This is a genomic window from Faecalibacterium sp. Marseille-Q3530 (genome assembly GCF_017377625.1).
In the GTDB taxonomy this organism is placed as follows: domain Bacteria; phylum Bacillota; class Clostridia; order Oscillospirales; family Ruminococcaceae; genus Faecalibacterium; species Faecalibacterium prausnitzii_E.
The window spans coordinates 52,182-66,266 of sequence record NZ_JAFREH010000007.1 but is presented as its reverse complement, the minus strand read 5'-3'; the positions used below and the strand labels follow the sequence as shown (position 1 = coordinate 66,266).

The 14,085-nt window shown below is 61.4% G+C and carries 12 protein-coding genes; 6 read left to right on the top strand and 6 right to left on the bottom strand.

Annotated features, from left to right (window positions below):
* Positions 1-9: 9 nt before the first annotated feature.
* Positions 10-720 (bottom strand): ATP-binding protein, encoded by a 711-nt coding sequence (locus J3350_RS07650; RefSeq protein ID WP_207686222.1) that lies wholly within the window; start codon positions 718-720, stop codon positions 10-12.
* Between the two features lie 86 nt (positions 721-806).
* Between J3350_RS07650 and J3350_RS07645 the strand changes: the two genes are divergently transcribed.
* Positions 807-1,463 carry a Crp/Fnr family transcriptional regulator gene (locus J3350_RS07645; RefSeq protein ID WP_207686221.1) on the top strand — a complete coding sequence of 219 codons (657 nt, stop codon included), beginning with the start codon at positions 807-809 and terminating at the stop codon, positions 1,461-1,463.
* Positions 1,464-1,543: 80 nt separating this feature from the next.
* Here the strand turns inward: J3350_RS07645 and J3350_RS07640 are convergent, their stop codons facing one another.
* The 4 genes from J3350_RS07640 to J3350_RS07625 all read right to left on the bottom strand — a co-directional run bounded on the left by J3350_RS07640 (position 1,544) and on the right by J3350_RS07625 (position 6,835).
* A complete protein-coding gene (locus J3350_RS07640) occupies positions 1,544-2,428 on the bottom strand; it encodes a hypothetical protein (RefSeq protein ID WP_207686220.1) in 885 nt (294 codons plus the stop codon).
* Positions 2,429-2,698: 270 nt separating this feature from the next.
* A complete protein-coding gene (locus J3350_RS07635) occupies positions 2,699-4,744 on the bottom strand; it encodes a hypothetical protein (protein ID WP_242700184.1) in 2,046 nt (681 codons plus the stop codon).
* Between the two features lie 42 nt (positions 4,745-4,786).
* The gene (locus J3350_RS07630; RefSeq protein ID WP_207686219.1) at positions 4,787-6,100 is read right to left on the bottom strand and encodes a sensor histidine kinase; all 1,314 of its coding nucleotides are present in this window, start codon (positions 6,098-6,100) and stop codon (positions 4,787-4,789) included.
* A gap of 15 nt (positions 6,101-6,115) precedes the next feature.
* Positions 6,116-6,835 carry a LytTR family DNA-binding domain-containing protein gene (locus J3350_RS07625; protein WP_207686218.1) on the bottom strand — a complete coding sequence of 240 codons (720 nt, stop codon included), beginning with the start codon at positions 6,833-6,835 and terminating at the stop codon, positions 6,116-6,118.
* Positions 6,836-7,498: 663 nt separating this feature from the next.
* On the opposite strand from J3350_RS07625, the gene J3350_RS07620 reads away from it, so the two are divergent.
* The 5 genes from J3350_RS07620 to J3350_RS07600 all read left to right on the top strand — a co-directional run bounded on the left by J3350_RS07620 (position 7,499) and on the right by J3350_RS07600 (position 13,247).
* Positions 7,499-8,965, top strand: coding sequence for an aminotransferase class I/II-fold pyridoxal phosphate-dependent enzyme (locus J3350_RS07620; RefSeq protein WP_097793187.1), 1,467 nt, complete (start codon positions 7,499-7,501; stop codon positions 8,963-8,965).
* 10 nt (positions 8,966-8,975) lie between these two features.
* Positions 8,976-9,833, top strand: a complete 858-nt coding sequence (gene speE / locus J3350_RS07615) for a polyamine aminopropyltransferase (protein ID WP_207686217.1) — start codon at positions 8,976-8,978, stop codon at positions 9,831-9,833.
* Positions 9,833-10,708 (top strand): agmatinase, encoded by an 876-nt coding sequence (gene speB, locus J3350_RS07610; protein WP_207686216.1) that lies wholly within the window; start codon positions 9,833-9,835, stop codon positions 10,706-10,708. Before speE ends, speB begins: the two co-directional genes overlap by 1 nt.
* A 62-nt stretch (positions 10,709-10,770) precedes the next feature.
* The gene (locus J3350_RS07605; RefSeq protein WP_097793184.1) at positions 10,771-12,030 is read left to right on the top strand and encodes a saccharopine dehydrogenase family protein; all 1,260 of its coding nucleotides are present in this window, start codon (positions 10,771-10,773) and stop codon (positions 12,028-12,030) included.
* Complete coding sequence (locus J3350_RS07600) at positions 12,030-13,247, top strand: carboxynorspermidine decarboxylase (RefSeq protein WP_207686215.1); 1,218 nt, start codon at positions 12,030-12,032, stop codon at positions 13,245-13,247. The genes J3350_RS07605 and J3350_RS07600 overlap by 1 nt, the downstream gene beginning before the upstream one ends.
* A 494-nt stretch (positions 13,248-13,741) precedes the next feature.
* Here J3350_RS07600 and J3350_RS07595 read toward each other — a convergent pair whose 3' ends face one another.
* Positions 13,742-14,068: a hypothetical protein gene (locus tag J3350_RS07595; RefSeq protein ID WP_207686214.1), complete on the bottom strand. Its 327-nt coding sequence runs from the start codon at positions 14,066-14,068 to the stop codon at positions 13,742-13,744.
* Between the last annotated feature and the right edge of the window lie 17 nt (positions 14,069-14,085).

Genomic DNA, 14,085 nt, shown 5'->3' with positions numbered 1-14,085 from the left:
TTTCTCTTTTTATCGGTCCAGGATGCGGCCGTCGATGGAGAAGGTCACCACCTGCCAGGGAATGAACTTGCCGCTGTTCTTCAGGGCCGTCACGGCAGCGTGTTCGAGACCGCCGCAGCAGGGCACCTCCATGCGCAGCACCGTCACGCTCCGGATGTCGTTCTGGGAGAGGATGGCCGTCAGCTTCTCGCTGTACTCCACGGCGTCCAGCTTGGGGCATCCGATGAGGGTGATCCTGCCCTGCATGAACTCCTGATGGATGTTTGCATAGGCGTAGGCCGTGCAGTCTGCCGCGATGAGCAGCTTTGCCCCGTTGAAGTAGGGCGCGTTCACGGGCACGAGCTTGATCTGGCAGGGCCACTGGCCCAGCTGGGAGGGCATCGCGGTGCCTGCCGCAGGGGTCGGGGCCGGTTTGCGGTCGAACTGGTGCATCTGGTGGCCGGGGCAGCCGGAGTGTGCCGGGGCAGCAGCGGCAGCGGCCTTTTTCTGCTTGTTCTCCAGCACGGCCTGCTCGTCGTACGCCGCAGCCTCGCGCTCTTCAAAGGTGATGGCACCGGTGGGGCAGCCGGGCAGGCAGTCGCCAAAACCGTCGCAGTAATCGTCCCGCATGAGTTTGGCCTTGCCGTTGACCAGGCCGATGGCTCCTTCGTGGCAGGCCGTGACACACGCGCCGCAGCCATTGCACTTTTCCTCGTCTATGTGAATGATTTTCCGAATCATAAGGGAATCCTCCTTGCTTTTTCTGTGCACAGTATACTATAATGACAGCAAAGATTCGGTTGTTGTAACCACAAAGAGGGATTTTTATGGATTATCACTCGATTTTTCTGTTTCAGGGCCTGACCGAGGCCGACATCGCCCAGATGGAGCACGACCGCTGCCTGCGGCGGAAAGCCTTTGCCCGCCGCCAGACCATCTTCCACACCGGCGACACCGTGCATGAGATCGGCATCGTGCTGCGGGGTACCGTCCACATCGAGAGCATCGACCTCTGGGGCAGCAAGAGCATCCTCAGCGAGGTGGGCGAGGGGCAGGCCTTTGCCGAGACCTATGCGTTCTGCGGGGAGCCGCTGATGGTGGATGTCCTCGCGGCGGCAGACTGCGAAGTGCTGTTTCTGGACACGGCTGCCCTTGCCCGCCCCCACGCCGAACACAGCTGGCAGGACCGCCTGCTGCGGAACCTGCTCCGTGTCTCCATGAAAAAGAACCTTGCCCTCTCCCGCCGCATCCTCTGCACCGCCCCCAAGACCGTGCGGGGGCGGCTGCTGACCTATCTGTCCGGCCAGGCCGTTCAGGCGGGCGGCATGGAGTTCGACCTCCCCTTCAACCGCCAGCAGCTGGCCGACTACCTCAACCTTGACCGCAGCGCCCTCTCCAAGGAGCTGTGCCGGATGCGGGACGAAGGGCTGCTCACCTTCCGCAAGAACCACTTCGTGCTCCGGCAGCTGCCGGAGCTGCTGTGAGTGCCAGGTACAGAAAAACGCGCAGAGCCGCTTCCCCCGCTTCGGGAAGCACGCTCTGCGCGTTTGTGTTATGTTCGGTCTTACTGGCCCATGTCCGCGTGTTCCTGAAGCCACTTGCCGCCTTCGCCCTTGCCGGTCACCTGGCTGTAGGTCACATTCGTCAGCTCTTTGATCATCGCATCTTTTTCTTCTTTGTACTCTTTTTCCGCAGCATCTGCAATGCTCTGGTCGTAACCATTTTCCCGCAGGTAGTGGCGCAGCTCCGTGACGATCTCCTTGAACTCCTTGTCGCATTCGCTCTGCAGTTTGGTCAATTCCATCGTCTTCCCCAGCACGATGGAGACCTTCAACGCCAGATTCCGTTCTTCCACGGGATGCTCCATATATTCACTGTACGCACTGCTTGCGGTCTGATACAGTTTTTTGCTGCTGCGTTTTTGCAGGTTCCGGAGCCGCCGCACATACGCATTGATCTTTGCGTCCGTAGTCTCCGTTGTATGCGAGCTGCCGGACAAGGCCGACGTCGAAGACGAAGACGAAGAGGACGCCGCATGAGACGAAGCGGCCGAATGCGAGGACGATGCCGCGTGGGACGACGCCGCCGAATGTGCAGCGGGCTTCGAAGAAGCGGCGTGGCTCGAAGCCGCCGAATGCGCTGCGGGCTTCGAGGAAGCGGCTGCTTCAGACGAGGACGCACTTGCATCCCCGCTCTCTGCGCTGCTGTCCGCTTCCTCCGAGGAGGCGTCCGGCTCCTCTTCCGGCTGCGGCTCCGGCACACTGGTGGAGGCTGCGGCACTGGCCGTACTGGACGCCGGCGCTTCTGCCTGCGCTTCCGAACCGCTGGCCGCAATGCTGGCTGTAACCTCGTCGGTGGGGTCTGCGTTTGCGATGTGCAGTGCGAGCGGCACCGCTGCAATAAGAAGCAGCGCAAGGGCTGCGATCAACTGTTTTGTGTGTTTCTGCATCTTCTATCAGACGCTCCCTTCCCCTGAAATTTCCCGCAGGAAGCTGCAAAGTGTCTCAAGCATACCATTTTGCACCCCGGAACACAACCCCTAAATCGTGAAATTTCTGTTTGATTTTCGTTTCGGGCCGGTCCGCGAGGGTTCCCGGACGCAGCGTTCAAAGGCTCTGCCGCCAAAGTGCAACCAAAAAGAACCGCCGTCTGCTCAAACGAATCCAAAAGCAGACGGCGGGTTTCAAACGAGAAGAGGGAAGGACTGTTTTTCAGGGGGTCAACGGGCCAGCAGGATGGCTGCGGTCACTTCTTTTGCGTCCGTGCTCAGGTCAAAGTCGCCGCCGTCCTGCAGGGCGAAGCGGATCTCGTACACCTTCTGCGCACGGAGACGGCCGGAGGCATTTTCCAGCGACCAGCTGCCCGTAAAGGCGTGATACTGCCCGTCGGTGCCCTTGGCGTAGAGCTTGTAGTCGGAGGCCTTGCCGGTCAGGCCGTTGACCCGGATGGCGGCAATGGTCTGGGGGTGGAGGTTGTCGAAGGTGACGGTGTGCAGCCAGGTCGCCGGGGTGCCCTGCCCGCCTGCTGCGGCAAATTCTGCCGCCGAAACGACGGTGCGGCGGGTCTTATCCAGGTCCACCTTGCGGTAGGGCATCTCCGGCAGGTAGACGAAGCGGTCCTGCAGACGGAGCAGCTCCTTGTAGCCGGTGGGGCAGTACAGCTTGTTGCCGTCCCGCCCGGCATACATGCCGATGGCCATGTTGTTGTAGCCGTACAGCGACGCGACGTCCACGGTGAGGGCGGTCCTGCCCGTCTCAAAATCCAGCACGATGTACTGCCACATGCCGCTGTCCACATCCTGCACGAAGCCGTAAATGTAACCGGTGGCCGTGGAGAGCTTCATCATGGAGGTGTCGCTGAGGTCGTCGCGGCACCAGACGCTCTTCATGGTCCAGCCGTCGCCGGTCCGGATGGTATCCACCCGCTCGATGCCGGGCATGATCATGCTGTTGCCCTTCATCAGCCAGTTGCGGTCGTAGATGTTCTCGTAGCTCTGGATGGAGGAATCGTTGTCGGGTTTGGCAAGGTTCGGGCTGCCGGCACCGAACCAGTTGCAGACGATGGTGCTGATGGTGCCGGTGCCGTGGTCATAGACGATGGCGGAGTTTTCCACCGAGACCGGCATATTGGCGGGCAGCTCGTCGATGACGGGCAGGCTGGCCACGATGGCACCGGTGTGGATATCCAGCGCCAGCAGGCTCACGGTGTCCAGATTGTCGGTGAAGAAGACCAGGTCCCGGCTGAGGGAGGGCGAGCAGCCGCTGCCCCAGGCCAGACCGCCGCCGGTGGTGGCGTCGCCCTCATGGCTGTCCTTGGCACCCACGCTGTTGTAGCCGGTGTGCCAGACGACCTCCACACCGTTGTTGGCCCGCAGCAGGTAGCAGGCCAGGTTCGTCAGGATGACCGCGCCTTCCTTGCAGGCGGCGATGCCGTTTTCGGCACCTTCCCCGGCGATGGGCGCATAGACGTGGACTTCGTGGTCGAGGTCGGCCGTGCCGCCCGCCAGGATGGCCTCGATGGCGGCATGGGAGACATAGCCCATCGCGCCCTGCTGGCCCCGGCTGGGGTAGATGCGGAAACCGCCCGTCACGAACCAGAGGTTGCCCTCGTAGTCAAAGACGACGGAAAGGAGCTTCTGGTCCAGCGTTCTGCCCAGCACCTTTTCGGCTGCGGCCTTGATGTCGATGTCCAGCACCTTTTCGAACACCGGCAGCGGGGTGCCGTTCTCGTCGGCGGCGCGGAGCATCAGGACGTGGTTGTGGCTGGTGGGGCAGACGATGAGGTTCCGCCCGTCCACGAACGAATAGGAGCTTTGGATGACATACCCGCCGCCGTCGTGCTTGGTGGGCGAGAAGAAGCCCCGCGTGGTCACCTCTTCCGCATCCAGGTCCCGGATGGCGAGGCCGCCCAGGAACGGGCTGATGGGGTTGTCGAAATTGTCAAAGAAGATGGCCGGAGAGGCATTGGGGTTGACCTTTTCCATCGCCACATTGACTTCCGGGCAGATGCCGATGGGCAGAACGGCATCTGTGGAGTCGGTGTTGTAGCAGTCGTGGTGGATGTTGGATTCGCTGAAGCCCATAAAGGGGTTGGCATCCACGACCTTGGCGGTCAGAGGCTTGGGCGGAAGGGCGGTCTCCGCTTTGCTGCCCAGCAGCCCGGTCAACAGGCTGTTGGTCTCCTCCGCATGGGCGGCAGGTGCAAGGCCGCAGGCCAGCAGGGTGAATGCAGATGCGCTGAGAAAGCTGCGTCGTGTCATTTTCATCGTGTCGATCCTCCAATTTTCCATTGATGCGTTGTCGATTCGTTATAAATTCAGGAGCACATTGGCTCGGAAGACGTTGTTCTTCGTTTCTACGGTCAGATCGCCGTTGTACTTGTGGACGGCGGTCTCGATGGAGACCAGCCCGATGCCGATCCCCTCGTGCTTGGTGGAGTGCAGGATGCCGCTCTGCTTTTTCAGCACACCGTCGTAGCGGTTCTCCACCACGATGCCCAGCATGGCAGGGCTGAGCATCCGGACCATCACCCGGATCTGCCGCTGGTCCGGCGTCAGCTTCCGGCTGGCGTCGAGCGCATTTTCCAGCAGGTTGCCCAGGATCATGCACAGATCGGCTTCCGGCATGGGCAGCAGAACGGGCAGCTCCAGCTTCCATTCGATGGGCACCCCCTTCTGCCGGGCCTCGTGGTCGTAGTGGCCCGCCAGCGCATCCACTGCGGGGTTGGCGCACAGGGTGGGGCGGGCCTCGCTGAGCTCGCTCTCGTACTGGCTGAGGTAGTGTTTCAACTCGTCCAGCTGCCCGGCCTCGGTCAGGCCGGAGATGACGTGCAGGTGCTGGCGGAAATCATGCCGCAGGCGGCGGGTCTGCTCCATGTATTCCCGCAGCTCCATATAACGGCGGGATTCCACGCCCAGCAGCTGGTTTTCCCGGTCCAGCTGGGTGTTCCGGGTGTACTCCTGCGCCACCCGGTACATCTCGTACAGCAGCAGGAAGATACCCAGCAGCGAGATGGACACCGCCAGCACCGCAATGATCATGATCCGGTTGAGCAGGACGACCGATGGGTCCAGCGGGACGCAGAAGATGAGGAAGGCCGCATAGATGGCCGGCAGCGGCCACGCCGACTGCCAGAACGCTTCGCCGTGATATTCCTGCAAGAGCCATGCGCTCCACCGGACGGCTGTGAAATGGAAGAGGACGCTCAGCACCGCCGAGAGCCCCAGCGCCAGCAGCGCTGTGGAGACCAGATTGGCCTCCTGCTGGTTGCCGGTCTCGGCGCGGGCGTTCAGCACCACGGCCATCAGCGAACAGACCGCCAGCATGACAGCGGAGATCGAGAACAGGAAGGCCGTCTGGCCGACGGTCACTCCCTCCGTCCGCCATCGCAGCAGCCGGAACGAGACGATGAGGATGGGGAGCAGGAAAACGTTGCTGGGCAATTCAAAGATCGTGCACAGCGCTGCACACCCAAGGCACAGCACCGTGAGGGCACCGCCCGCGATCCAGCAGGTCGTTTTGGGGGCCTTCAGGTGGTCCCGCAGCGGAGCCAGGCAGAGATAGGCCCCCGGATACAACAATGCAAATTCGAGAAAGTAGCGTCCGAACAACACAGCATCCACGGCGTTTTTCTCCTCTCAGAACTCCCGCTGCATGTGGCGGAATTGATATTGTGTGAATTGCGCAAACAGGCTGTTTTTATCCTTTAGGCGGACGGGCAGCCGGGCACCGTCCAGCATCTCGATGCAGTCGCCCTCAAACCGCAGCACCTTATCCATGTTCAGCAGCAGGCCCCGGTTGCAGACAAGAAAGTTCTCCTGCGTCTTCAGCTGCTGCTCCACCTGTGCAAAGGTGGTTGCGGCCCGGCATTCGCCGTCGTCGGTCACGATCCGGACGAAGTGGTTCTGGGATTCCGCATACAGGATCTTATTCAGCGGCAGCTGCACGGTCTGGCGGGCGATACGCACCTCCAGCTCCGGCTCCTGGCGGCAGAGCACCCGCCGCAGTTCGGCGGTCAGCTGCCGGATCTTTTCCTCTTTATATGGCTTGAGCAGATAATCGAACGGATGCACCGGAAAGGCTTCCCACACGTATTCCGGCGACGAGGTCACAAAGACGATGAGGAGATGCGGGTCTTTTTCCCGCAGCTGCCGGGCCGTCGCGATGCCGTTCGTGCCCTCCATGCAGATATCCAGGAACACCACGGCATACGGCCCGGCGGCGGCTCTGTGCAAAAATGCGTCGCCGCTCTCGTACAGGTCGCAGACGACAGGATCCCCCCACGCCTGCCGCAGCAGCCGCTCCAGCCGCTGGGCTTCAAACTTCTGGTCTTCAACGATCGCGATCCGCAGCTCCATCGCTACGCTCCCCCCTTGCAACTTGATTGTACCACATTTTTCCGCCCCCTGCACCTGCCTTTCACGCACGAAACACCCCCTTTCACGCAGAATTGCCCCATCTGCGCCGCCAAAGCGTATCGAAAAGCACCGAATCCGTCTGGTCTGCCCGGTTCCTGCCGCTTTCTCCATAATCTGTATTTTTTCATTCCTTTTTTCACATTTTCTCAAAAAAGGATTGACAGCGCGAAACCGGCATGATAAGATAACATTCGATTTTGAGAGACAAAGCATGTCGGAGTCTTTTCAAAGCAATTTACCTGGGACCGCCCATCGGGGCTAAGGCCATACGGACAGCCGGGTCCACTGCCGACCGGCGGCATCGCCGCCATTATTGATTGAGTTAAGAGCTCGAATTTTATAAGTTGGTTCCTTTACAGCCATGAAATTGCGCACCCGCTGCGCAGACTTGTGAAACGGTCAATAAGAGTAGTAAAAGTGTAATTGCTATATAGACTCTCCTCATCCCGTCTTTTGGATCCTGCACACCGTCCGGCTCCGGCTCTCCGCCGGGGGCTTTGTGCGCACATTCAAACGCTTTTTGCAAAGCGCAGGTCTGCACCTTTGGGTGTTGGTCCTGCGCTTTTTTGTTTGTCAGGGGATCAGGGACGGAGGAAAAAAAACATGAGTGAGAACCGTACACGGTTCCGGCTGGACCAGCGCCGGGCACCCATCTACGAAGCGCTGGAACAGTTCCGGCAGATGCGTGTGGTGCCCTTTGACGTGCCGGGCCACAAGCGCGGCCGGGGCAACCCGGAGCTGACCGCCTTTCTGGGCCAGCAGTGCGTGGGCGTGGATGTGAACAGCATGAAACCGCTGGACAACCTCTGCCACCCGGTATCGGTCATCCGGGAGGCCGAAGAATTGGCCGCCGACGCCTTTGGCGCGGCCCACGCCTTTTTGATGGTGGGCGGCACCACCAGCTCGGTGCAGAGCATGGTGCTGACCGCCTGCAAGCGGGGCGATGAGATCATCCTGCCCCGCAACGTGCACCGCAGCGTGCTGAACGCACTGGTGCTCTGCGGCGCTGTGCCCGTTTACGTGAACCCGGAGGTGGACAAGCGCCTGGGCATCTCGCTGGGCATGAAGCGGGAGCAGGTGGAAAAGGCCATCCGGGAGCACCCCAACGCCGTGGCCGTTCTGGTGAACAACCCCACCTACTACGGCATCTGCAGCGACCTGCGCGCCATCGTCAAGATGGCCCATGACGCCGGGATGCTCTGCCTGGCAGACGAAGCCCACGGCACCCACTTCTACTTTGGCGGTGGGCTGCCGGTCTCGGCCATGGCCGCAGGGGCCGACATGGCCTCCGTTTCGATGCACAAGAGCGGCGGCAGCCTGACCCAGTCGAGCCTGCTGCTCATCGGGCCGAACGTCCACCCCGGCTATGTGCGGCAGATCATCAACCTGACCCAGACCACCTCCGGCAGCTATCTGCTGATGTCCAGCCTGGACATCTCCCGCCGCAATCTGGCCCAGCGGGGGCGGCAGGTCTTCCACCAGGTGGCCGACATCGCCGAGTATGCCCGCGAGGAGATCAACGCGGTGGGCGGCTACTACGCCTTCGGCAAGGAGCTGTGCAACGGCAACTCGGTCTTCGACTTCGACACCACCAAGCTCAGCGTCCACACGCTGGACATCGGCCTGGCGGGCATCGAGGTCTATGATATCCTCCGCGATGAATACGACATCCAGATCGAGTTCGGCGACATCGGCAACATCCTGGCCTACCTCTCCATCGGCGACCGCCCGCAGGAAGTGGAGCGGCTGGTCAGCGCACTGGCCGAGATCAAGCGCCGCTACCGCACCGACGGCACCGGCCTGCTCAGCCAGGAATACATCGACCCTGTGGTGGCCACCAGCCCGCAGGAGGCCTTCTATGCGCCCAAAAAGAGCCTGCCCCTGCGCGAGACCGTGGGCATGGTCTGCAGCGAGTTCGTCATGTGCTACCCGCCGGGCATCCCCATTCTGGCCCCCGGCGAGCGCATCACGAAGGAGATCCTGAACTACATCGAGTACGCCAAGGCCAAGGGCTGCAGTATGACCGGCCCGGAAGACCCCGACATTTTACACCTGAACGTTCTGGCCTGAGGAGGAAAACATGGAATTTTGGTTTTCGGAATTTCACACCCCGGATGTGAAACACAGCATCCGGGTGAATAAGCAGCTCTACTCCAAGCAGAGCGACTATCAGCGCATCGACATCTTCGAGACCCCGGAGTTCGGCCGGGTGCTCACGCTGGACGGCAACGTCATGCTGACCGAGCGGGACGAGTTCATCTACGATGAGATGATCGTCCATGTGCCCATGGCCGTGCACAAGGAGGCCAGGGACATCCTCGTCATCGGCGCAGGCGACGGCGGCGTGGTGCGGGAGCTGACCCGCTACGACCGGGTGGAGCGGATCGACCTGGTGGAGATGGACCCGCAGGTCGTGGAGGCCTGCCGCGCCTATCTGCCCGGCAACGCCTGCCGGATGGACGACCGCCGGGTGCACATCTACTTTGAGAACGCGCTCAAGTTCATCCGCCGGTGCGAAGAAGAATACGACCTCATCATCGTGGACTCCTCCGACCCGTTTGGCCCGTCCGAGGGCCTGTTCACCCGCGAGTTCTACGGCAGCTGCTTCAATGCGCTGCGGGCCGACGGCATCATGGTCAACCAGCAGGGCAGCCCCTTCTACGCCGAGGACGCCAGCGCCATGCAGCGCAGCCACAAGCGCATCGCGTCCACCTTCCCCATCAGCCGGGTGTATCAGGCACACATCCCCACCTTTGCCGCCGGGTACTGGCTGTTCGGTTTTGCCAGCAAGAAATATCACCCCATCGACGACCTCGACGCCGACGCATGGAAGGCGCTGAACATGCGCACCCGCTATTACACTGCCCGGCTCCATGTCGGCGCATTTTATCTGCCCGCCTTCCTCGAAGAGATGCTGCGGGAAGTGGAGGAACACTGATGCAACCCAACGTTGAGACCTTTATCGGCTGCGACAGCAGCTACCGCGCCGCCAGCATCGTGCTGTACGGTGCGCCTTATGATTCCACCACCAGCTACCGCCCCGGTGCCCGGTTCGGCCCGGCCGCCATCCGGCACGAGAGCTACGGTCTGGAGACTTACAGCCCCTATCAGAACGCCGACCTGACCGACTTCGACGTCTTCGACAGCGGCGACCTGGAGCTTTGCTTCGGCTCCAGCGAATCGGCGCTGGCCGACATCGAAGCCCGCGCCGAAGAGGTCCTGAAGGACGGCAAGTTCCCGCTCCTGTTGGGCGGCGAACATCTGGTCACGCTGGGGGCCGTGCGGGCCGCCGTAAAGAAGTACCCGGACCTGCACATCGTCCACTTCGACGCACACGCTGACCTGCGGGACGACTACCTCGGTGCCCGGCTCAGCCATGCCTGTGTCCTCCGCCGCTGCCACGAGCTGGTCGGCGACGGGCACATCCACCAGTTCTGCATCCGCAGCGGCGACCGCGCCGAGTTCGAGTTTGCAGCCCAGCACACCGAGATGCACAAGTTCGACTTCACCGGCCTTGCCGAACTGACCGAGCAGCTCTGTGCCAGCAAGGCCCCGGTCTACCTGACCATCGACCTCGACTGTCTGGACCCCTCCTGCTTCCCCGGCACCGGCACCCCCGAAGCGGGCGGCGTGAGCTTTTTGCAGCTGCTGGATGCCATCCGCACCGTGACCAGCGCGAACATCGTCGGTGCCGACCTCAACGAGCTGGCCCCCACGCTGGACACCACCGGCGTTTCCACGGCCACGGCCTGCAAAGTCCTGCGGGAGCTGCTGATCGCGCTCGACAAGGGCTGGCCCGGCTTCCAGGTCTGACGAAACCACGCGCAGGCGTTCGCTCTGCGCTGCGATATATGATAACAAAGGAGAAACCTACCATGAGCAAAGTTCTGATCATCGGCTGCGGCGGCGTGGCTTCCGTCGCCATCCACAAGTGCTGCCAGGTCCCCGAAGTGTTCACCGAGATCTGCATCGCCAGCCGTACCAAGTCCAAGTGCGACAAGCTCGCGGCTGAGCTGGCCCCCAAGACTGCCACCCAGATCACCACCGCCCAGGTGGACGCCGACAAGGTGGACGAAGTGATCGCCCTCATCAAGAGCTACCAGCCCGACCTCGTGATGAACATCGCCCTGCCCTATCAGGATCTGACCATCATGGACGCCTGCCTGGCCTGCGGCGTCAACTATATGGACACCGCCAACTACGAGCCGGAGAACACGGACGACCCGGAGTGGCGCGCCATCTACGAGAAGCGCTGCAAGGAGGCCGGTTTCTCTGCCTACTTCGATTACAGCTGGCAGTGGGCCTATGCCAAAAAGTTTGAGGAAGCCGGCCTGACCGCGCTGCTGGGCAGCGGCTTCGATCCGGGTGTGACCCAGGCTTACTGCGCCTACGCTAAGAAGCACGAGTTCGACACCATCGACACCATCGACATCCTCGACTGCAACGGCGGCGACCACGGCTACGCCTTCGCCACCAACTTCAACCCGGAGATCAACCTGCGCGAGGTCTCGGCCCCCGGCAGCTACTGGGAGAACGGCCACTGGGTCGAGATCCCGGCCATGAGCATCAAGCGGGAGTACAACTTCGATCAGGTGGGCGAAAAGGACATGTACCTGCTCCACCACGAGGAGATCGAGTCTCTGGCCAAGAACATCCCGGAGGCCAAGCGCATCCGCTTCTTCATGACCTTCGGCCAGAGCTACCTCGACCACATGCGCTGCCTGGAGGACGTGGGGATGCTGTCCACCACGCCCATTGAGTTCAACGGGCAGGAGATCGTGCCCATCCAGTTCCTCAAGGCCCTCCTGCCCGACCCCGCCAGCCTCGGCCCCCGCACCAAGGGTAAGACCAACATCGGCTGCATCTTCACCGGCAAGAAGGACGGCAAGGAAAAGACCTACTATATCTACAATGTCTGCGACCATCAGGAGTGCTACCGCGAGGTCGGCTCGCAGGCCATCAGCTACACCACCGGTGTGCCTGCCATGTGCGGTGCCCTCATGCTGCTGACCGGCAAATGGACCACCAAGGGTGTCCACACGGTGGAAGAGTTCGATCCGGACCCGTATCTGGACGCTCTGGACAAGTACGGCCTGCCCCGTTCTGAGAGCCACGCCCCGGCTCTGGTGGACTGATGCGGCTGCGGGACACGCGCCCGCCCTTTGCCGGGCTGGCGAACCTCTCCGAGACCGCCCTGTCTGCCCTGCCCACCCCCTGCTATCTGCTGGACGAAGCCCAGCTGCGCCGCAACGGCGAACTTCTGCTGGGGGTGCAGCAGCGCACCGGCTGCAAGATCCTGCTGGCACAGAAGGCGTTCTCGAACTTCGACCTCTATCCCCTGCTGGCGCCTTATCTGGCGGGCACCGAGGCCAGCGGCCTCTATGAGAGCCGCCTCGGCCGGGAAACGCTGCCCGACAAGGAGAACCACGTGTTCTGCGCTGCCTACCGGGCCGACGCATTCGACGAGCTGCTGCACTACGCCGACCACATCGTCTTCAACTCGCCCCGCCAGCTGGCCAGATTCGGCCCGGCAGCCAAAGCGGCGGGCAAGAGCGTCGGTCTGCGCATCAACCCGGAATGCTCGACCCAGGAAGGCCACGCGATCTACGACCCCTGCGCCCCCGGCAGCCGCTTGGGCACCACCCGTGCCCAGTGGGACGCCGCTGTGCAGGCAGACCCGGCCCTGCCGGGTCTGCTGGACGGCCTGCACTTCCACACCCTGTGTGAGCAGGATTCCGACGCGCTGGCCCTGACGCTGGCCGCCGTGGAAGACCGCTTCGGCGACCTGCTGCCCCGGATGCAGTGGCTGAACTTTGGCGGCGGACACCACATCACCCGCCCCGGCTACGACCTGCCCACGCTGGAGCGCTGCATCACCGAGACGCAGACAAAGTACGGCGTACAGGTCTATCTGGAACCCGGCGAGGCCTGGGCGCTGAACGCAGGCTATCTCGTCACCACGGTGCTGGACACCCTGCGCAACGGCGATACCAGCCTTGCCATCCTGGATCTGTCTGCCGCCTGCCACACGCCGGACGTCATCGAGATGCCCTACCGCCCGCCCCTGCTGAACGCAGGCGACCCCGGCGAAAGGGCCGTCACCTTCCGACTCGGCGGCCCGACCTGCCTGGCCGGGGATGTCATCGGCGATTATAGCTTCGACGCCCCCCTCACCGAGGGCGACCGTCTCTTCTTCGGGGATATGGCCATCTACACCACCTGCAAGAACAATACCTTCAACGGCATGCCCCTTCCGCCCATCTGGACGATGGATGCCTCCGGCACCTGCCGCGAGCTTGTAAAGTTCGGGTATGAGGATTTCAAGATGCGGGTTGGAAATAGCAAAAAATAAAATATCCCGCATTCAAACGCGCCCCTTCCCTGTGGCAGACCACATCGGAAGGGGCGCGTGGTTTATGATGGAGCTCACATAACAAAAACACCCTTCCTCTCACGGAGACCCGCAAAAGGAAGGGTGTAGAACTCAAGTTCCTGTTGTCGTACCAATCACAGCATGTTCGTACCACGATTATATCACGTTTTAGCGTTATTTGCAAAGTTTTCGCCAATTTCACATCCGGTCTGCATTTTTCTCATATTTGAAAGTCTATTTTCATGGAACACATAGTTCGGAGCGTCCGGGGCCCGGAGCTGCCGCCGGGGGCGTTTGCTCTGCCCAGATACGCTCCTCTGCTGCCTCTTTTGCTGAAATTTCACCGGAAGTGATTTTGAGGCTTGGAGTGAGAAACGGATGCGTTTTGTTCGATATGAAGCAATCGTTCCATTAGAAAACCGTATGGATGGGATTTTGTAACTCCGTCCACACGGTTTTGGATTTTGAAAAGATTATTTCAATTTTTCGAGAATCTCGTCTGCACTCACGCCACTTGCTAACAGCTTTTTCAGCACATCCTCTGCTTCGCTCTTCTTCGCTGCTTCGGCGGCCTTTTGATCAGCTGCCGCTTTCTTGGCTTCCAGCTTGGCCAGCTCCTTCTGGGTGACCTTTAGCGCAGTCTTCTTCTCTTTCAGGTCAGCCTTCAAAGTGTCGATGTTGGCCGTGATGGAAGCAGTCTCCGCCATCAGGGAAGCAATGGAAGACTGCTTCTCTGCGATCTGGGATGCGATGTCGGTAGAGATTTTCGGTTTATTTTTGCTTCCTTTAGTTCTGGGCATTGTTGTGTACCTCCAGT